The sequence below is a fragment of the Corynebacterium sphenisci DSM 44792 genome, from assembly GCF_001941505.1.
In the GTDB taxonomy this organism is placed as follows: domain Bacteria; phylum Actinomycetota; class Actinomycetes; order Mycobacteriales; family Mycobacteriaceae; genus Corynebacterium; species Corynebacterium sphenisci.
The window spans coordinates 203,129-222,201 of sequence record NZ_CP009248.1 but is presented as its reverse complement, the minus strand read 5'-3'; the positions used below and the strand labels follow the sequence as shown (position 1 = coordinate 222,201).

The window sequence follows — 19,073 nt, the reverse complement described above, 5'->3', positions numbered from 1 at the left end:
CGGCGGCCGCCCTGCTAACCCCGCATAGCCCCTGGTGACCCCGTGATTCGCGTCTACCTGCGGGTTTGCGCAACCTGCGGGGGCGATAGGCAATCTTTGCAAACTTCGCTAATCCGGGCGCGCGAAGAACAACGCTTCACAGGGGGCGAACCTTGACCTGGCCGCGGATCTCGCCCATCATGTGAAGTAGGGCACGCACCACAGCCCCCGTCGCGGAGGCCCTCCGCGGTCCGCCCGCCGGACCGGAGACGGCCCGCCGCGGGGCCCGGTGCGCGCCTCCCCGGATACCGGGGTTCGCCATGCGTATTCGCGCCGGCTTGCCCGGATCCGCCACCGAAGTCGGAACGAAGGAAGTGACAACGGATATGTCGAATGTCGGCAAGGCCCGTACCGCCCAGGAAATCCAGAAGGACTGGGACGAGAATCCCCGCTGGAAGGGCATCACCCGCAACTACACCGCCGAGCAGGTCGCCGAGCTGCAGGGCACCGTGGTCGAGGAGCACACCCTCGCCCGCCGTGGCGCCGAGAAGCTGTGGGAGGGCGTCAACGTCGACGATGACTCCTACATCAACTCCCTGGGCGCGCTGACCGGCAACATGGCCGTGCAGCAGGCCCGCGCCGGCCTGAAGGCCGTCTACCTCTCCGGCTGGCAGGTCGCCGGCGACGCCAACCTCTCCGGGCACACCTACCCGGACCAGTCGCTGTACCCGGCCAACTCCGTTCCGGCCGTCGTGCGCCGCATCAACAACGCGCTGCTGCGCGCCGACGAGATCGCCCGCATCGAGGGCGACGACTCCGTCGAGAACTGGCTGCTGCCGATCGTCGCCGACGGCGAGGCCGGCTTCGGTGGCGCGCTGAACGTCTACGAGCTGCAGAAGGCCATGATCCAGGCCGGCGCGGCCGGCACCCACTGGGAGGACCAGCTGGCCTCCGAGAAGAAGTGCGGCCACCTCGGCGGCAAGGTGCTGATCCCGACCCAGCAGCACATCCGCACCCTGACCTCGGCCCGCCTCGCGGCGGACGTGGCCAACGTGCCCACCGTGATCATCGCGCGCACCGACGCCGAGGCCGCGACCCTCATCACCTCCGACGTCGATGAGCGGGACCAGAAGTTCATCGAGGGCGAGCGCACCGCCGAGGGCTACTACCACGTCAAGAACGGCCTGGAGCCCTGCATCGAGCGCGCCAAGTCCTACGCCCCGTACGCCGACCTCATCTGGATGGAGACCGGCACCCCGGATCTGGAGCTGGCCAAGAAGTTCGCCGAGGGCGTCCGCGAGGAGTTCCCGGACCAGCTGCTGGCCTACAACTGCTCCCCCTCCTTCAACTGGTCCGCGCACCTGGAGAAGGACGAGATCGCCAAGTTCCAGAACGAGCTGGGCAAGATGGGCTTCAAGTTCCAGTTCATCACCCTGGCCGGCTTCCACGCCCTGAACTACGGCATGTTCGACCTGGCCTACGGCTACGCCCGCGAGCAGATGTCCGCCTTCGTGGACCTGCAGAACCGCGAGTTCGCCGCCGCCAAGGAGCGCGGCTTCACCGCCGTGAAGCACCAGCGCGAGGTCGGCGCCGGCTACTTCGACCGGATCGCCACCACCGTGGACCCGCTGTCCTCCACCACCGCCCTGAAGGGCTCCACCGAGGAGGGCCAGTTCCACTAGTCCGGCGCCCGGCGGGCCCGCCCGCCGCAGCCTGACGTGGCAGTGACCACGCCGGGGCCCCCGCGACCATCCGGTCGCGGGGGCCCCGGCCGATCCGGGGGCCGCTCAGCCCAGGCCGAGCCGGTCGGCGACGCCGACGGCGACCGCGGCGGCGGCCGGCACGTCCAGCCAGGCCAGATCCGCCCCCGGGGCGGGTACCGCCCACAGCCGGGCCCGGCAGCAGAACTCGGCGCGCAGCCCGGCGCCGGGGGTGAACCGGGCCGGCAGGGAGACCCGGTCGGCCGGGTCGTGCTCGAGCACCCGCCCGCCGTCGACGACGAAGCCGACGCCGGCGCCGGCGGCCGGGCAGGTCGACTCCAGGCGCACCGGGCCGTCCAGCAGGATCCCGGCGAGCAGGGCGTCGAAGACGCACCAGGCCCAGCAGGCGCCGCCGCGGTGGCGGATCCGGTGCGCGGTGGGTTCGCCGCCGAGCAGGCTGGCCCGGATCCGGCCCGCCCCGTCCACCGCCGCCGGGATCCCGGCGAGCTCGGCGAGCTCCCCCGGGGGGACCGGGGCGCCGCCGGCGGCGAGCCGGCGCACCAGGGCGGTCCACGCCGCGGCCCGGCGCGGCCGGCCGCGGAAGCCGAATGCGGCGTCCAGCCGATCCGCGAGCAGATCCGCGAGCGGCCCCGGATCCATCGCGGGACCTGCGTCTTCTGGATCGGGTACCGGCCCCCGGGGGCGGATCCCGGGGGCGGGGCGCGGCGGCGGCGGGGTGATCTGCGGGATGCTCATGCGGGCAGCTTAACGCACATTGTTTTCATTAGTACGGTCGGTTATCGGTTCATCACCTTCGGGGTCCCTCGATTACCCTGGGGGCCATGGGCAAGACCTACGTGGGCTCCCGGCTGCGCCAGCTCCGCCGGGAGCGCGACATGAGCCAGGCGGCGCTGGCCAAGGCCCTGGGTCTGTCGGCCAGCTACGTCAACCAGATCGAGCATGACGTGCGCCCGCTCACCGTGCCGGTGCTGCTCCGGGTCACCGAGACCTTCGGGGTGGACCCCACCTTCTTCTCCCGGGACGACGACTCCCGGCTGCTCGCCGAGATGCAGGACGTGGCCCTGGACCGGGAGATCCTCCCCGAGGGCGTGGACCTGCAGGAGATCTCCGACATGGTGCGCAACCACCCCCGGATCGCCCGGGCCATGGTCGACGTGCACCGCCGCTACCGCAACGTCACCGACAAGCTCTCCCTGGCCACCGAGGGCCGCAACCTCGGCGGGGAGGTGACCACCGCGGCGGTGGCCGTCGCCCAGGCGCTGACCATGCCCCATGAGGAGGTCCGGGACTACTTCTACGCCCGGCAGAACCACATCGACGCCGTGGACCGGCCCGCCGAGGCGCTGGCCGCCGAACTCGGCCTGGACGCCGACGACGCCGACGCGGAGCGGATCCTCGCCGAGCGGCTCACCGCCGCGCACGGGGTGCGCATCGAGCACCGCGCCGATCTCGGCGATGTGCAGCACCACCTGGACCCGGGCACCGGGGTGCTGGTGCTGGCCCGGCACTTGAGCCCCGGCCAGCGCGCCTTCCGGATGGCCACCGAACTGGGCTACCTGGAGCAGGGCGACGCGATCGCCGCCTCGGTGGCGGAGGGCCACTTCACCTCCGAGCAGTCCCGGGCGCTGGCGCTGCGCGGGGTGGCCACCTACTTCGCCGCCGCGCTGATGCTGCCCTACGAGGCCTTCCACGCCTCCGCGGAGCGGGAGCGCTACGACATCGAGCTGCTCTCCCGCCGGCACGGGGTGGGCTACGAGACGATCTGCCACCGGCTGTCCACCATGCAGCGCACCGGGCTGCGCGGGGTGCCCTTCACCTTCGTGCGGGTGGACCGGGCCGGCAACATGTCCAAGCGGCAGTCGGCCACCGGGTTCCACTTCACCAACTCCGGCGGCACCTGCCCGCTGTGGAACGTCTACGAGACCTTCTCCTACCCGGGCAAGATCATGCGCCAGCTCGCGGAGATGCCCGATGGCCGGCACTACCTGTGGATCTCGCGCACGGTGCGCCACCACACCGGCCGCTGGGGCACCCCCGGCAAGACCTTCGCCATCGGCCTGGGCTGCGAGGCCCGGCACGCCGGGCGCACCGTCTACGGCGACGGCCTGGATCTGGCGGATCTCTCCGCGGCCACCCCGATCGGCGCCGGCTGCCGGGTGTGCTCCCGGGACGACTGCCCGCAGCGCGCCTTCCCCCCGATCCACCGGGACATCGACGTGGACATGCACCGCTCCACGGTCGCGCCCTACTGAGCGCCCGGGCTCAGCGGCGCCGGCCGGCGGCCCGGTGGGCGCGGTTCATCTCCCGCATCCGCTCCCGCAGCTCCGGATCCTCGCGCACCAGCTGCACCAGCTGGCAGTCCTCCGGGCCGGAGGTGCCGGGCTGGCAGGCGGTGCAGGGCTCGCCGTAGCGGATCGGGCATTTCGCCTGCGGGATCCGCCGTCGGGCGCGGCGGGGGCGATCGGCGGCGCCGCCGGCGTCGGAGCCGGCGGCGTCGCGGGGTACCTCGGCGACCATCGGGTCAGAGGTTGATCATATGCCCGAGGATGCCCTCGGCGGCCTCCTTCATGGCCTCCGACATGGTCGGGTGGATATGCGTGGTGCGGCCGATTTCGGCGGCGGTGAGCTCGTACTTCTGCGCCAGCACCAGCTGGGGCATCAGCTCGGAGACGTTCGCGCCGACCATGTGCCCGCCGATCAGCTCCCCGTACTCGGCGTCCGCGATGAGCTTGACGAAGCCGGCCGGCTCGGCCAGGCCCTGCGCCTTGCCGTTGGCGGAGAAGGGGAAGGTGGCGACCGTGATCTCGCGGCCGTTGTCCTCCGCCCACTGCCGGGCCTGCTCCTCGGTGCGCCCGAAGGAGGCGACCTGCGGGTTGCAGAAGGTCGCCCGCGGCATGTTCACGTAGGCGTCCCCGGCCAGGGGCTCGGTCTCCTCCCCGGCCATGTGCTCGGCGGCGATCACGCCCTGGGTTTCCGCGACATGCGCCAGCTGCAGCTTCATGGTGACGTCGCCGATGGCGTAGATGCCGTCGACGTTGGTGCGCAGGTACTCGTCGACGAGCACCTCCCCGCGCTCGCCGAGTTCCACCCCGGCGGCGTCCAGGCCGATGCCCTCGGTGCGCGGGGCGAAGCCGATGGACACCAGCACCCGGTCCACGGTGAGGGTGCGCTCCTCGCCGCCGTCCTTGGGCTCGATGCGCACCTCCACGCTGTCCCCGTGATCCTCGATGGCGGTGGTCTTGTGCCCGGTGAGCAGGGTGACCCCGAGCTTCTTGTACTCCTTGGCGATCACCTTGGACACGTCGGCGTCCTCATTGGGCAGCACCCGGTCCAGGAACTCCACGATGGTGACGTCCACGCCGTAGTTGGCGAGCACGTAGGCGAACTCCATGCCGATCGCGCCGGCGCCGACGATGACCATCGAATCCGGCAGGTCGGCGGAGAGGATCTGCTCCTCGTAGGAGACGATGTTGCCGCCGAGCTCCACCCCCGGCAGGGAGCGCACCACCGAGCCGGTGGCGATGATCGCCTTGTCGAAGGTCAGCTCGGCGCCGTCGTCCGCGCCCCCGCTGACCCGGATCGTCTTCGGCCCGGTGAACTCCCCCCGGCCGTCGACCTCGGTGATCTTGTTCTTCTTCATCAGGTAGTGCACGCCCTTGACGATGCCCTCGCTGACCTTGCGGGAGCGGGCGTGCGCGGCGCCGAAGTCGAAGGAGACGTCGCCGGAGATGCCGAAGGTCTTCGCCTCGTGGTTGAAGGTGTACGCCAGCTCGGCGTTCTTCAGCAGCGACTTCGAGGGGATGCAGCCCACGTTGAGGCAGACCCCGCCCCAATAGCGCTGCTCCACGACGGCCGTCTTCAGCCCCAGCTGGGAGGCGCGGATGGCGGCGACGTACCCTCCGGGGCCCGCGCCGAGGACTACGAGATCATAATGTTCAGCCACGTCGCCGAGAATACGCGGATCGGCGCGGCCCCGCCGCGCCCGCACCCCGCGGGCCGGGGCGCCTGTGGCCCCCGTGACTGGTGGGACTACCCTCGGAACCGGGGCCGGGCCTGTCGGATCCCCCGGATCTGCGCTAAGGTCACCCCTAATCGCCCCCGTTGACCAGGAGAGCCCCCATGCGCCTGCGCCGCACCCGCATCACCGCCGCCGCCCTGGCCGTGGCCGCGATGGCCGCCCCGACCGCCGCGGGCGCCTCCCCGCTGCCCGCCCCGGCGCTCTCCGAGGTGCCCACCGCGGCGGTGGCCGCCACCGAGCACACGGTGCCCACCCGGGAGGCGGTGGTCGGGGTGAAGGAGAACCCGAACGCCAACCCCGAATGGCGCGGGCTCATCGCCGGCCGGGACAACGTGCACGAGGTGTGGGCGCATTCGCCCTCGATGCGGCGCAACGTGCCCATGGTGTGGATCCACCCCGCCGGGGCGGAGCCCACCGCGCCGCGGCCCACCCTGTACGTGCTCAACGGCGCCGACGGCGGCGAGGGCAAGGCCTCCTGGCTCTACCAGTCCGACATCCTGGACTTCTTCTCGGACAAGGACGTCAACGTCATCGTGATCCAGGCCGGGAAGTACTCCTACTACACCGACTGGGTGAACCAGGGCACCGAGCTCGGCGCCCAGTACTGGGAGACCTTCCTCACCCGGGAGCTGCCCGGGCCGCTGGAGCGCCGGATCGGCGCCGCCGGCCGCGACCGCGGGCTGATCGGCATGTCCATGTCCGGCACCAGCTCCCTGCTCTTCGCCGAGCACCACCCGGGCCTCTACGCCGCGGTGGGCAGCTTCTCCGGCTGCGCCTCCACCTCCGACGACGTCTCCGCCTCCTTCATCGACCTGGTCCTGGACCGGGCCAACGCCACCGGCGAGGACATGTGGGGCCCGCGCCCCTCGGAGCTGTGGACCGCCAACGACGCCCTGCTCGGCGTGGAGTCCCTCGGCGACACCCCCGCCTACATCTCCAACGGCTCCGGGCTGTGGGGCGCCGCCGAGTTCCCCGGGCAGCCGGACCTCAACGCCGAGATCGCGCTCACCGCGCAGCGCACCGCCGGCTCGGTGATCGAGGCCGCGACGAACCTGTGCACCCGCAACCTGAAGGCCCGGATGGACGCCGCCGGCGTCGGCGGCAACGTGATCTGGGACTTCGGCAACGTCGGCACCCACTCCTGGAGCTACTGGCAGGAGGATCTGCACCAGTCCTGGGAGCAGCTCTTCTCCCGCGTGCTGCGCTGAGCCGGGCGCCGGCCCCGCGCCGGCCGGAGCGGAAAACCCGTCCCCGCCCACACGCCGGCCGGGCCGTGCCATAGCCTGGTGAGCCATGAGCGACCGCACCGCACCCGCCGACCGCCCCGACGCACCCGCCGGCCCCGCCCCCGGCTGGCTCGACGAGGTCACCGGGGACCGCGCCCTGGACTGGGCCCGGGAATGGTCGGACCGCACCGACCGGCGCTACGCCGGGCCGGGCCGGGGGGAGCTGCAGGAGCGGATCCGCGCCGCCCTGGACGCCGATGACCGGATCCCGGTGCCGGTGCGCCGCGGCGAACGGCTCTACAACTACTGGGTCGACGCCGAGCACCCGCGCGGGATCTGGCGGCGCACCACCCTGGAGTCCTTCGCCGCCGGGGCGGGGGATCCGGCGGCCACGGCATGGGAGACCGTGCTGGACCTGGACGCGCTGGCCGCGGCCGAGGGCGAGAACTGGGTGTGGAAGGGCGCCACCGTGCTGCGCCCCGACCACGACCGGGCCCTGGTGCACCTCTCCCGGGGCGGGGCGGACGCCACCGTGATCCGGGAATTCGACCTCGTCGCCCGCGAATTCGTCGCCGAGGGGGCCTTCACCCTGCCGGAGGCGAAATCCGAGGTGTCCTGGGCCGGCCGGGACGCGCTGCTGGTCGGCACCGACCTCGGCCCGGGCAGCCTCACCGACTCCGGCTACCCCCGGCAGGTGCGCCGCTGGCGCCGCGGCACCGCCCTGGCGGAGGCGGAGGTGCTCTTCGCCGGGCACGCCGACGACGTCGCCGTGGCCGGCTGGCACGACCCCACCGAGGGCTTCGAGCGGACCTTCGTGGAACGCGCCCTGGACTTCTACCGCTCCCGCCGCTTCGTCGAGGTCGACGGGGGGCTGCAGATCATCGAGGCCCCGGAGGACTGCCGGGTCTCGGTGCACCGGGAGCATCTGCTGCTCGCCCCGCGCACCGCCTGCCACGGCATCCCCGCCGGCGGCCTGGGCGTGGCCCGGCTCAAGGACTGGCTGGCCGGGGACCGCTCGGGGACCGTGCTCTTCCGCCCCGACGGGCGCACCTCCCTGCAATCCACCGCCTGGACCCGCGGGCACCTGGTGCTCACCCTGCTGCGCGATGTCGCCACCGTGCTGGAGACCCGCCGGATCGGCGACTGGGCGCCCGGGGAGATCCCCGGGCTGCCCGCCGACGCCACGGTCGGGGTGCTGGGCACCTCCCCCACCCGCGATGAGGAGATCTGGCTGCTCGCGGCGAACCCGCTGACCCCGGCGACCCTGCTGCGCGGGGAGGTCGGCGCCGGGGCCCCGACCCCGCTGCGCCGCGCCCCGGCCCGCTTCGACGCCGGCGGGATGGGCACCCGCCAGCACTGGGCCACCTCCGCCGACGGCACCCGGATCCCCTACCGGGTGACCGGCCGGCTCGACGGCACCCCGCGGCCCACCCTGGTGCACGCCTACGGCGGCTTCGAGGTGTCCCTGGTGCCCGGCTACTCCGCGGTCACCGGGATCGCCTGGCTGGCCCGCGGCGGGCTGGCGGTGCAGGCCAACCTGCGCGGCGGCGGGGAATTCGGCCCCGAGTGGCACTCCCGGGCGGTGAAGCGGAACCGGCCGCGGGTGTTCGAGGACCACCGGGCGGTGCTCGCCGACCTGATCGCCCGCGGCTACGCCACCCCGGAGCTGCTCGGGGTGCGCGGCGGCTCCAACGGGGGCCTGCTCACCGCGGTGGCGCTGACCTCCTACCCGGAGCTGCTCGGCGCGGTGGTCTCCCAGGTGCCGCTGGCGGATATGCTGCGCTACCACCGGCTCTCCGCCGGGGCGAGCTGGATGGCCGAGTACGGCGACCCGGACGATCCCGCGGAGCGGGAGGTGATCGCCTCCTACTCCCCGGTGCAGCGGGTCGTCGCGGCCGCCGAGCGGCGCTACCCCCCGGCGCTGGTGACCACCTCCACCCGCGATGACCGGGTGCACCCCGCGCATGCCCGCACCCTGGCCTGGGCGCTGGCCGCCGCCGACCAGGAGGTGGACTACTGGGAGAACGTGGAGGGCGGGCACGGCGGCGCGGCGGACAACGCCCAGGCCGCCTTCGCCGAGGCGCTCATCCACGCCTGGCTGTGGGACCGGCTGGGGCCGATGCCGGGGGAGGCCCCCGACCAGGGGTGAGCGAAGGTCACGCTCGGGCGACGAACCCCCGCCGGGCGCTGCCGGCGACCGCCGCGCACCCACAATGGGAGCACCCGACCCCCGGTGCCGCCGGCACCCGACCAGGAAGGCCCGACCCGATGTCCACCGCCGTCCCCGCCCCCGCCGCCACCGGCCCCCGGCGCCCGATCCTGCTCGCCGCCGCCGTCCTCGCCGCGCTGGCCGTCCTCGCCACGGTGGCGCTGCCCCCGCTCGGCCTCGTCGCCCTCGGCGATCTGCTCCTCCCCGTCGGGATCGCCGGCGTCGTCGCCGCCGCGCTCGGCGCGGTGGGCCGCAGCCGCGCCCACCTGGCCGCCGGGATCGCCGCCGCGGCGTTCCCGCTGCTGTGCTTCCCCATCGTGGTGCGGCTCTTCGGCTTCGTCTAGATCCGCGCCGCGCCGCCGGCGCCCGGCGCGGCTATATGGTGGACGGGTGAGCACCGGCCCCGCCCCCGTCAACCCGTACACCGGAATCCCCTTCAACCTGGGCTTCCGGGTGGAGCACTACGCCCTGGACCTGGACTACCGGGTGGTGCCGAACCGGCTGCGCGCCACCGCCGAGCTCACCATCGAGGTCAACGCGCACATCGACCGGCTCACCCTGGACTTCGCCGGGGCGCTGCGGGTCACCGAGGTCACCGCCGCCCCGGAGACCGCGGCGAGCGCCCTGGCGGTGGCGAAATGGCGCCATTCCGGGCGCAAGCTCCGGGTCACCTTCGACCGGGAGCTCGCCCCGGAGCAGCGGCTCATCCTGCGGGTGCGCTACGCCGGCACCCCCGGCCCGGTGGACTCGCCCTGGGGGGAGCTGGGCTGGGAGGAGCTGGAGGAGGGCTCCCTGGTCGCCAACCAGCCGATCGGGGCGGCCGGCTGGTTCCCCTGCGATGACGACCCGGAGGTCAAGGCCAGCTACGAGATCGCGGTGACCTGCGACGCCCCCTTCGAGGTGGTCGCCTCCGGGCGCCGGGTGGACGCGCCCCGCCCGGTGGGCGGCTCCCGGCGCCGGCACGAGTTCGCCGCCGCCGAACCGATGGCCTCCTACCTGGCCACGGTGCAGGTGGGCCGGTTCCGCCCGGTGCCGCTGGACTGCGCCACGGCGCCGGTGACCGCCTGGTGCCCGCCGGAGCTGGCCGGGCGGGTGCGCCACGACTTCCGGGACCAGGGCCGGATGCTGGACTTCTTCGCCGGGTTCTTCGGCGACTACCCCTTCGCCGACTACCGGGTGGTGGTCGTCGCCGATGAGCTGGAGATCCCCCTGGAGGCCCAGGGGATGGCGATTTTCGGGGCGAACCACGCCGCCGGCGACGACCGGTGGAACCGGCTCATCGCCCATGAGCTGGCGCACCAGTGGTTCGGCAACTCGGTGGGGCTCTCCCAGTGGCGCGACATCTGGCTCAACGAGGGCTTCGCCTGCTACGCGGAATGGCTGTGGGCGGAGCACGACGGGCGGGCCACCGCCGATGAGCTGGCCCGCCGGCACCACGCGGAGCTGGCGGACAAGCCCCGGGACCTGGTGATCGCCGACCCGGGCCCGGAGCTGATGTTCGACGACCGGCTGTACAAGCGCGGGGCGCTGACCCTGCACGCGCTGCGGCTGCTGCTCGGCGACGCCGCCTTCGGGGAGCTGGTGCGCCGGTGGACCACCGCGAACCGGCACAGCGTGGTCGACGCGGTGGATTTCCGGGCCCTGGCCAACCGGGTGTGCCGGGAGCACGGGGTGACCACCTCGCATCTCGACGCCCTGTTCGAGGCCTGGCTGAACCGGGCGGCGCTGCCGCCCTTCCCCGCCGACCCGGCCGCGCCCGGGGTGGACCCGCATGCGGTGATGGCCGGCGGGGACGCCGGGGGCGGCGCATGAGGTGGCTGACCCTGGCGACGGTCATCGCCGCGGCGGGCAGTTTCGCGGTGCTGCTGCTGTCCGCGTGGACCCTGGGCACCGCGGTGAACCTGCAGTTCGCCGCGTACTGGGGGCTGTTCTTCGCCTGCACCGGGGTGCTCGGCGGGCTGATGCAGGAGACCACCCGGGCGGTCGGCGCCGCCGGGCGCGCCACCGCGGCGCATCCGGGGCGAACCGCCGCGGCCGGCCGCGGCGCCCGGCCGATCCTGGTGGCCGCGGCGGTGGCCGCGGTCACCGCCGCGGTGTTCGGGCTCACCGGCCCGCTCTGGCTGCCCCTGGTCGTCGAGGAGCACCTCGGCGCCGCGGTGGCGCTGATGGCGCTCGGCCTGGGCTCCTACGCGATGCAGGCGGCGGTGTCCGGGCTGCTCGCCGCCGCCGGGCTGTGGGGCCAGTACGCGGCGCTCATCATCGTGGACATCCTGGTGCGGGTGGCGCTGGCCGCGGTGGCCTTCCAGCGCGGCTGGGGCCTGATCGCCTTCCTGGTGATCACGGTCATCGGGGCGGCGAGCTGGCTGCCCCTGGCCGCGGCGAGCCCCGCCACCCGGGCGGCGCTCACCGCCCGCGCCGATGTCGGCCCGCGCCGCTTCACCGCCCTGATGGCCACCGCGATGGTCGCCTCCGGGGCCTCGGCGCTGCTGGTCACCGGCTTCGCCACGCTGGTCAAGCTCGCCGATGATCTCGGCGCCGGCGGCACCGGCCCGCTCGGCGTCCCGGACCCGGCGGTGGCCGCGGTCACCGCCGCGGGCATCGCCTACGCGGTGAGCCTGACCCGGGCGCCGCTGCTGATCCCCCTGGAGAAGTTCCAGAACGCGATCATCGTGCACTTCGTGCGCGCCGAGGGCGCCCCCCTGGCCGCCCTGGCCCGGCCCCTGGCCGCCCTGGTCGCCTTCGGGGTGGCCGGGGCCTGCCTGGCCTGGCCGGTGGGGCCGTGGATCCTGCGGGTGCTGCCCGGCGACTACATGATCCCGGGGGCGGGCCTGTTCGCGCTCACCCTGGGCGCGACCTCCACCGCGGTGCTCATGGTCACCGGCTCGGTGATGCTGGCCACCAGCCACCACCGCGCCTACCTGGCGGGCTGGGTGCTGGCCACCGCGGTGGCCTGCGCGCTGCTGCTCGCCCCGGGCGCGCTGCTGTGGCGCACCGCCGCGGCGGTGATCGCCGCCCCGCTCCTCGGGGTGGCCCTGCATCTGCGGATCCTGGCGAAGGAGGCGACGTGGCCGGCGGGGTGACCTGGCTGATGACCGTGTACGCGGGCACCGCGGCGGCGCACCTGGACGCCGCCCTGGCCAGCCTGTGGGCGCAGACCCGGCCCGCGGCGGCCGCGGTGCTCGTCGCCGACGGCCCGCTCACCGCCGCCCAGGAGGCGGTGCTCGCCACGCATGCCGCGGCGCACCCGGAGCTGCGCCTGATCCGGCTGCCGGTCAACCGGGGCGCCGGGCCGGCCTCCGCGGCGGGCCTGGCGGAGGTGGCCACCGAATGGGTGGCCCGGCTCGACGCCGACGACATCGCCGCCCCGGAGCGGCTGGCCCGGCAGCTGCCGTACGCCGAGGCCCGCGGCCTGGACGTGGCCGGCACCGCCCTGGCCGAGTTCGACGATGCCGCGGTGGCCGCCGGGGCCAGCCCGGGCCGCGCCCTGCTGGGGGTGCGCCGGCTGCCCGCCGGGCATGACCGGATCGCCGCCTACGCGCGGTGGAACTCCCCGGTGAACCACCCCTCGGCGCTGCTGCGGGTGGCCGCGGTGCGCGCCGCCGGCGGCTACCGGGACCGGCCGATGATGGAGGACTACGACCTGTGGGCGCGGATGCTGGCCCGCGGCGCCCGCTTCGGCAACATGGCCGAGCCGCTGACCCTGTTCCGCGGCGGCGACGCGGCCCTGGCCCGGCGCGTCGGCGCGGGCATGGTCGCCGCGGAGCGCCGGATGCAGGCCACCCTGGTCGCCGAGGGGCTCGTCTCCCGGCCCCGGGCGGCGCTGAACCTGCTGCTGCGCACCGGCTACCGGCTGCTGCCCGCCGCGGCGCTGCGCCGGGTCAACCGGCTGCTGTTCCACCGGCGCCGCGGGGCCGCCACGTAGGATCGGGGGCACGATGAACGATCCCGCCGAGCCCGTCGAACCGACCCCGGACAACCGGGACACCTGGCTCATCGTGCCCTGCTTCAACGAGGCGGAGGTGATCCGCGGGGTGCTGGAGCGGGCCCGGCGGACCTTCCCGAACATCGTCGCCGTGGACGATGGCTCCGCCGACGGCTCGCACCGGGAGATCCACGCCGCCGGGGCGCATCTGGTGCGCCACCCGGTGAACCTGGGCCAGGGCGCGGCGATCCAGACCGGGGTGGAGTACGCCCGGCGCCGCCCGGGCGCGCGGTACTTCGTCACCTTCGACGCCGACGGCCAGCACCAGGTCGCCGATGTGGCGGCGATGGTGGCCCGGCTGCGCGCCGAACCGGTGGACATCATCGTGGGCACCCGCTTCGGCGACCCGGCGCACCGGGCCCGGGTGCCGCGGCTGAAGCGGCTGGTGCTGCGCACCGCCGCGGCGATGTCCCCGGCCTCCCGGCGGCTGGGCCTGACCGACGCGCACAACGGGCTGCGCGCCTTCAACCGGCGGGTGGCCTGCGCGCTGAACCTGCGCATGAACGGGATGAGCCACGCCGGGGAGTTCGTCTCCCTGATGCACCGCCACGGCTGGCGCACCGCGGAGCAGCCGGTGGAGATCCTCTACACCGAGTACTCCATGGCCAAGGGCCAGTCCCTGCTCAACGGGGTGAACATCCTCGCCGACGGGATCATCTCCAGGAGACTGCCGTGACCGGGGCGACCGTCTTCCAGGTGCTGCTGCTGGCCGCGGTGCTGGTGCTGATGACCTACTTCCTGGCCAACCGGCGCAAGGCCCGGGCCAAGGCGGGGGTGAAGCTGGGCTTCGTGGTGTTCATCGCCTTCGGGATCTGGGCGGTGCTGCGCCCCGACGATCTCACCGTGGTGGCCAACCTGGTCGGCGTGAACCGGGGCACCGATCTGCTGCTCTACCTGGTCACCGTGGCCTTCGTGTTCGTCACGGTGAGCTCCTACATCCGCTTCCGGGAGCTGGAGCTGCGCTACGCCCGGCTGGCCCGGGCGGTGGCGCTGCAGGCCGCGGTCGCCCCGGAGGAGGAGCTGCCCCGCGACGGGGTGTGAGCCGCCCGGGGCCGGTGCGGCACAATGGCGCCCATGAGCCATCCCGACGATCCCCGCGATCCCAGCGACCCCCGCGACCCCCGCGAGCCGGCCGAGCCCGCCGCGCGGCCGGCCGAGCCCGCCGAGCCCGCCGAGCCGGCGCCCGTCCCCGACGGGGCGGCCCCGACCGCGCCCGCGGACGCCGCGGACGCCGACGGCGCCGCCGATCCGGGGGCCGCGGCCACCGGGGCGGGCACCGGGGCGGACGCCGCCGACACCGGATCCGGGATCGGCGCGCAGCTGCGCGCGGTGCCCGCCCTGGTGTGGGCGGTGGTCGGCGCCCTGCTGCTGGTGTGCACCGGGATCGGCTACCTGGTCGGGGTGCAGACCGCCGGCCCGGCCGGCGGGGAGGAGGGCGTGAACTACGCCGCCGCCACCCCGGGCCGCGGCCAGGCCGCCCCGGTGGCGGCGGAGGACGGCTCCTTCGACGCCACCGTCCACGGCCCCCGCGGGGGCGAGCCGATCACCGGCCCGGAGGACATCGACCGGATCCACCGCCGGGATCCGCGGGACCCCTTCGCCCTCGGGGCGGTGGACGCGCCCGTGGTGGTCTCGGTGTTCTCCGATTTCGAATGCCCCTTCTGCGCGGTGTTCGCCAACGAGACCGAGCCGCGGATCATCGAGACCTACGTGGAGCGCGGCCTGGTCCGCCTGGAGTGGAACGACCTGGCGCTGCAGGGCGAGAAGTCCGAGGCCGCCGCCCAGGCCGGCCGGGCCGCGGCGGCGCAGGGCCGCTTCGCCGAGTTCCAGGCCGAGATCTTCGACGCCGCCGCCAAACGCGGCCGGGGCCACCCCGAGTTCGAGGAGTCCGACCTGGTGGAGATCGCCGAGGCCGCCGGGGTCGGCGACCTCGACGCCTTCCGGCGGGACCTGGCGGAGGGCGTCTACGCCGAGCCGGTGCGCGAGGCCAGCCAGTGGGGCGCCAGCCTCGGCCTGTCCGCCACCCCCACCATCGTGGTCGGCGATCGGGTGATCTCCGGGGCGCAGCCCTGGGAGGCGTTCCGCTTCGCCATCGAGACCGCGCTGCTCAAGGCCCGGATGGGCGACGAGGGCCGGTAGCCGGCGCCGGCGCCGGCTCAGTCCCGGAAATAGGCCACGGTGCGGGCCACGCCCTCGGCGAGCTCCACCCGCGGGGCCCAGCCGAGCAGCTCCCGGGCCAGCTGCGCGTCCAGGGCGCTGCGGGGCACGTCGCCCAGCCGGGCCGGGGCGAGCTCCGGCTCATCGGCGGCGCCGGCGGCCTCGGCGACCAGGGTGTGCAGCCGCCGGTCGGAGGTCTCCACCCCGGTGCCGATGTTCAGCCGCATCCCCCCGGCGACCTCCCCGGCGGCGCGGACGAAGGCGTCCACCACATCGCCGACGTAGACGTAGTCGCGGGTGTTGGAGCCGTCCCCGAACACCCGGGTGGGCCGGCCGGCGAGCAGCCGGCCCGCGAAGATGGCGACCACCCCGGCCTCGCCATGCGGGTCCTGCCGGGGCCCGTACACGTTCGCCGGGGCGATGTGCGTGCAGTCCAGCCCGTAGAGGTGCCGGAACACGTTGAGGTAGCTCTCCCCCGCCAGCTTCGCCGCCGCGTAGGGGCTCATCGGGTTGACCGGGGTCGCCTCGGACACCGGCAGCGCCTCCGGGGCGCCGTAGACCGAGCCCCCGGAGGAGGTGTGCACGATCTTGCGCACCCCATGGCGCCGGGCCGCCTCCGCCAGGCGCACCGTGGCCAGCACGTTGAGCTCCGCGTCGGCGACCGGGTCGGCCACCGAGGCGCGCACGTCGACCTGCGCGGCGAGGTGGAAGATCACCTCCGGGCGGACCCGGCCCACCAGGGCGTCCAGATCCGCCTCCCGCAGATCCGCGACCACCAGCTCCAGCCGGTCCCCGGCCGCCGCGGCGGCGCCGGCGAGGTTCGCCTCCCGGCCCCGGGAGAGATCGTCGACGGCGACCACCGAATGCCCCTCGGCGATGAGCCGATCGACGAGATGGGATCCGATGAAGCCGGCGCCGCCGGTGACCATGGTCTGCATGGGCACAGACTAGGGCCCGGCCCCGGCCGTCGCCACCGGAATCGCCGGCCTAGTCGGCGCCGGCGGTCGGCAGATGGCGGCGGGAATTGGCCGCCACCACCGCCATCGTCGCCGCCGCGATGACCAGCCCGGCGCCGAGCATCACCGGGTAGGTCAGCCACTCCCGGCTCGCCGAGGCCTTGGTCAGGATCGCAGGGAAGGCGAAGCCGATGTAGGTCAGGCAGTAGAAGATGCCGGTCAGCCCCGCCAGATCCCGGGGCCCGGCGATCCGCTGCACCTCGTTGAGCCCGGTGAACATGGTCAGGCCGTAGCCCATGCCCAGCACCAGGGCGGCGACCACCGCCGCCGGGATGGACGGGTGCGCCGCCATCCACGCGGCCAGGCCCATCCCGGCGATCACGATGCCCAGGGCGACCAGGGTGCCGCGGGCGGAGCGGTCCGAGGCGATGGCCGGGCCCACCTGCTGGATGGCGAAGCCGAAGAGCAGGGCGAAGAAGGTGATGAGCGCGGAGAAGAACACCGGCCGGCCCACCTGGCCCTGCATCAGGGAGGGGATGATCGCGTAGGCCACCCCGGCGGCGCCGAACACCCAGGGCGCCGCCGGGGCGGCGATGAGCAGGAACCGGGGATGGGCCACCGAGGGGGTGCGCAGCGCGGCGAGCACCGCGGCCCGGTCCCGGCCGGCCGGGGACTGCCGGGTCTCCGGCACCGGCAGCAGCGCCAGGATGAGCGGCAGGGTGAGCAGGATGTGCAGCAGATAGGGCAGCTGCCCGGGCAGCGGCGCGAACTGGGCGAGGGTGCCGGCCACCCCGGCGCCGACGCCGAAGCCGGAGGTCAGCGCCATGGACTGGCGTTTGGCCCCGGAGGTGGCCTTCGCGGAGGGGTCGAAGCGGGCGGTGGAGAGCTCCTTGACCCAGGAGCCGCCCACGGCCATCGCCACGCCCACCCCCGCCCCGGAGAGCCACCGGCCGGCGAGCAGCAGCGGGCCGGTGGTCTCGCCGAGGGCGATGAGCACCGAGCCGAGGATGGACAGCACCGGGGCGGAGATCATCACCGGTTTGCGGCCGAAGCCGTCCGACAGCGGCCCGGAGATCAGCAGCGCCGGGGCGATGCCGAGGGCGTAGACGAGCAGCAGCAGGTCCACGAAGACCAGGTTCAGCTCCCCCTCGAGCCGGTACATCACCATCAGCGGGGTGAACTGGTTGCCGCCCCAGGCGACGGCGAAGACGGTGAGGGCCACCGGCAGCCAGTACCGCCGGGCCGGCGCGGCCGCGCGCGCATCTTTCGTGGGTGACATGGCGCACACTCTACGATGGCGCCGCGGCGGCCGGGCCCGGCACCCCGGATCGCCCCCGCCCCGCCGCCGGCGGGGCCGGTGACGGGGCGGGGGCGGGTGGAGCCGCCTGCGAGAATCGAACTCGCGACCTTTTCATTACGAGTGAAGCGCTCTACCGACTGAGCTAAGGCGGCGCGGCCGGGCGGGATCGCCGCCCGGGCACGTGCAGGATGCTACCGCAGAGCCCGGGGCGGCCAAAAACCGCCGGCCGGCTCAGCGCACGCCGACCCGGCCCAGCCGCTGCAGGGAGCCGACCAGGGCGGTGAGGATCACCGTGGGCCGCACCTGCACCGGCTGCCCCCGGGCCGCGGTGACCGCGTCGATGCAGTGCAGCAGGGCCTCCGGGGGCAGCCGCCGGGCCAGGTCCGCGGCGGTGCGCGCCCGGTCCGGCACCAGCGGGGCGGATCCGGCGCCGAGGGCGGCGGTGAGCGCGTCCCGGTACAGCATGGCGATATCGGTCAGCGCCTGGTCCAGCAGATCCCGGCCCATCCGGTCCCGCCGGCGCTTCTGCTGCTCCTCCAGCTCCTTGAACAGGTGCTTCGTGCCCCGGGTGGCGGCCTGGGCGCCGCGGCCGCGGGCCCCGATGCCCAGGGACTCCCCCAGTTCGGAGAGCTCCCGCTCCTCGAGTTCGGCGAAATGCCGCTTCGGCAGATCGGCGGCCAGCTCCCCCATGTCCCGGGCCCGCAGATAGCCCCCGGAGGGGTCGAACACCGCCTCCACCAGGTCCAGGGCCCGGCCCCGCCAGGCGCGGGTGTCCTCGTCGAGCAGCAGCCCCCGGGCCCGGCCGATATGGCCGGCGGACACCGCGGCGGCCCAGTCCACCTGCTCGGCGGGCAACTCCGGCTGCTCGGCGCGCAGCAGCCCGGCGATGTCCGCCACCGCGGGGGTGGGCAGGTGCACATGCCGGCAGCGCGAGCGCAGGGTCACCGAGAAGTCCGCCGGATCGGTGCTCGGCGCGCAGAAGACGATGATGGTGCGCTCCGGGGGCTCCTCCACCACCTTCAGCAGGGCATTGGCGCACCTGTCCTCCCCGCCGCGGGTGTGCAGCCGGTCGGCGTCCTCGACCACCGCGACCCGCCAGGCCGCCGTGGTGGGCCGCCGGTAGAGCCAGGGGATCACCTCGCCCCGGATATACGGCAGCAGGAACTGGTTGGCGTCCGTGGTCACCCGGAGCAGCTCCGCATGGGTGCCCGCCAGGGCGGTGCGGCAGCCCTCGCAGCGCCCGCAGCCGGGGTCGTCCGGGTCGGTGCACAGCAGGGCGGCGGCGAAGGCGTAGGCGGCGGTGGAGCGCCCCGACCCGGGTGGGCCGGTGAAGAGCCAGGAGTGGGTCAGCGCCCCCGCCGGCGCCGCCCCGGCGAGCCGGCCCCGGGCGTCGAGCACCGCGGCGCGGAGCCGATCGCGCACCCCCGCGGCGGCGGGGACCCGGCTGAGCACGGCGGTGGAGTCCATGCGGCCCAGCCTAGCGCCGGCGGGGTCGGTGAACCCGCGGAACCGGTTCCGCCGGGGC

Annotated in this window: 17 protein-coding genes and 1 tRNA gene; 11 read left to right on the top strand and 7 right to left on the bottom strand. The window is 74.5% G+C overall.

Annotated features, from left to right (window positions below):
* Positions 1-365: 365 nt before the first annotated feature.
* A complete protein-coding gene (aceA, locus tag CSPHI_RS00990; protein ID WP_075691095.1) occupies positions 366-1,661 on the top strand; it encodes an isocitrate lyase in 1,296 nt (431 codons plus the stop codon).
* 105 nt (positions 1,662-1,766) lie between these two features.
* On the opposite strand, the gene merB is transcribed toward aceA, so the two are convergent.
* Positions 1,767-2,339, bottom strand: coding sequence for an organomercurial lyase (merB, locus tag CSPHI_RS00985; RefSeq protein ID WP_075691094.1), 573 nt, complete (start codon positions 2,337-2,339; stop codon positions 1,767-1,769).
* Positions 2,340-2,521: 182 nt separating this feature from the next.
* Between merB and ramB the strand changes: the two genes are divergently transcribed.
* Complete coding sequence (gene ramB / locus CSPHI_RS00980) at positions 2,522-3,952, top strand: acetate metabolism transcriptional regulator RamB (protein WP_075691093.1); 1,431 nt, start codon at positions 2,522-2,524, stop codon at positions 3,950-3,952.
* A gap of 10 nt (positions 3,953-3,962) precedes the next feature.
* Here ramB and CSPHI_RS00975 read toward each other — a convergent pair whose 3' ends face one another.
* On the bottom strand, positions 3,963-4,217 hold the full coding sequence (locus tag CSPHI_RS00975; protein ID WP_075691092.1) for a DUF6767 domain-containing protein: 255 nt from the start codon (positions 4,215-4,217) through the stop codon (positions 3,963-3,965).
* Between the two features lie 4 nt (positions 4,218-4,221).
* Positions 4,222-5,643 (bottom strand): dihydrolipoyl dehydrogenase, encoded by a 1,422-nt coding sequence (lpdA, locus tag CSPHI_RS00970; protein WP_075691091.1) that lies wholly within the window; start codon positions 5,641-5,643, stop codon positions 4,222-4,224.
* A 176-nt stretch (positions 5,644-5,819) separates the two neighbouring features.
* Between lpdA and CSPHI_RS00965 the strand changes: the two genes are divergently transcribed.
* The 9 genes from CSPHI_RS00965 to CSPHI_RS00925 all read left to right on the top strand — a co-directional run bounded on the left by CSPHI_RS00965 (position 5,820) and on the right by CSPHI_RS00925 (position 15,274).
* A complete protein-coding gene (locus CSPHI_RS00965) occupies positions 5,820-6,926 on the top strand; it encodes an alpha/beta hydrolase (RefSeq protein ID WP_075691090.1) in 1,107 nt (368 codons plus the stop codon).
* Positions 6,927-7,011: 85 nt separating this feature from the next.
* Positions 7,012-9,093 carry a prolyl oligopeptidase family serine peptidase gene (locus CSPHI_RS00960; protein ID WP_075691089.1) on the top strand — a complete coding sequence of 694 codons (2,082 nt, stop codon included), beginning with the start codon at positions 7,012-7,014 and terminating at the stop codon, positions 9,091-9,093.
* 119 nt (positions 9,094-9,212) lie between these two features.
* Positions 9,213-9,497, top strand: coding sequence for a hypothetical protein (locus tag CSPHI_RS00955; protein WP_075691088.1), 285 nt, complete (start codon positions 9,213-9,215; stop codon positions 9,495-9,497).
* A gap of 46 nt (positions 9,498-9,543) precedes the next feature.
* The gene (locus CSPHI_RS00950) at positions 9,544-10,965 is read left to right on the top strand and encodes a M1 family metallopeptidase (protein WP_075691087.1); all 1,422 of its coding nucleotides are present in this window, start codon (positions 9,544-9,546) and stop codon (positions 10,963-10,965) included.
* Positions 10,962-12,233: a hypothetical protein gene (locus CSPHI_RS00945; RefSeq protein ID WP_075691086.1), complete on the top strand. Its 1,272-nt coding sequence runs from the start codon at positions 10,962-10,964 to the stop codon at positions 12,231-12,233. Before CSPHI_RS00950 ends, CSPHI_RS00945 begins: the two co-directional genes overlap by 4 nt.
* On the top strand, positions 12,218-13,075 hold the full coding sequence (locus CSPHI_RS00940) for a glycosyltransferase (RefSeq protein ID WP_245803323.1): 858 nt from the start codon (positions 12,218-12,220) through the stop codon (positions 13,073-13,075). Before CSPHI_RS00945 ends, CSPHI_RS00940 begins: the two co-directional genes overlap by 16 nt.
* A 13-nt stretch (positions 13,076-13,088) precedes the next feature.
* Entirely contained in the window at positions 13,089-13,811 is a 723-nt protein-coding gene (locus CSPHI_RS00935; protein ID WP_075691085.1) for a glycosyltransferase family 2 protein, read from the top strand.
* Positions 13,808-14,176, top strand: coding sequence for a DUF2304 domain-containing protein (locus CSPHI_RS00930; RefSeq protein WP_075691084.1), 369 nt, complete (start codon positions 13,808-13,810; stop codon positions 14,174-14,176). Before CSPHI_RS00935 ends, CSPHI_RS00930 begins: the two co-directional genes overlap by 4 nt.
* A gap of 33 nt (positions 14,177-14,209) precedes the next feature.
* Positions 14,210-15,274 (top strand): DsbA family protein, encoded by a 1,065-nt coding sequence (locus CSPHI_RS00925; protein ID WP_084210160.1) that lies wholly within the window; start codon positions 14,210-14,212, stop codon positions 15,272-15,274.
* 17 nt (positions 15,275-15,291) lie between these two features.
* Here the strand turns inward: CSPHI_RS00925 and CSPHI_RS00920 are convergent, their stop codons facing one another.
* The 4 genes from CSPHI_RS00920 to CSPHI_RS00905 all read right to left on the bottom strand — a co-directional run bounded on the left by CSPHI_RS00920 (position 15,292) and on the right by CSPHI_RS00905 (position 19,015).
* Positions 15,292-16,230, bottom strand: coding sequence for an NAD-dependent epimerase/dehydratase family protein (locus CSPHI_RS00920; RefSeq protein ID WP_075691083.1), 939 nt, complete (start codon positions 16,228-16,230; stop codon positions 15,292-15,294).
* A 49-nt stretch (positions 16,231-16,279) separates the two neighbouring features.
* A complete protein-coding gene (locus CSPHI_RS00915; protein WP_075691082.1) occupies positions 16,280-17,527 on the bottom strand; it encodes an MFS transporter in 1,248 nt (415 codons plus the stop codon).
* Between the two features lie 97 nt (positions 17,528-17,624).
* Positions 17,625-17,700: transfer RNA gene (locus CSPHI_RS00910), tRNA-Thr, on the bottom strand.
* 79 nt (positions 17,701-17,779) lie between these two features.
* On the bottom strand, positions 17,780-19,015 hold the full coding sequence (locus tag CSPHI_RS00905) for a DNA polymerase III subunit delta' (protein ID WP_075691081.1): 1,236 nt from the start codon (positions 19,013-19,015) through the stop codon (positions 17,780-17,782).
* Positions 19,016-19,073: the final 58 nt, after the last annotated feature.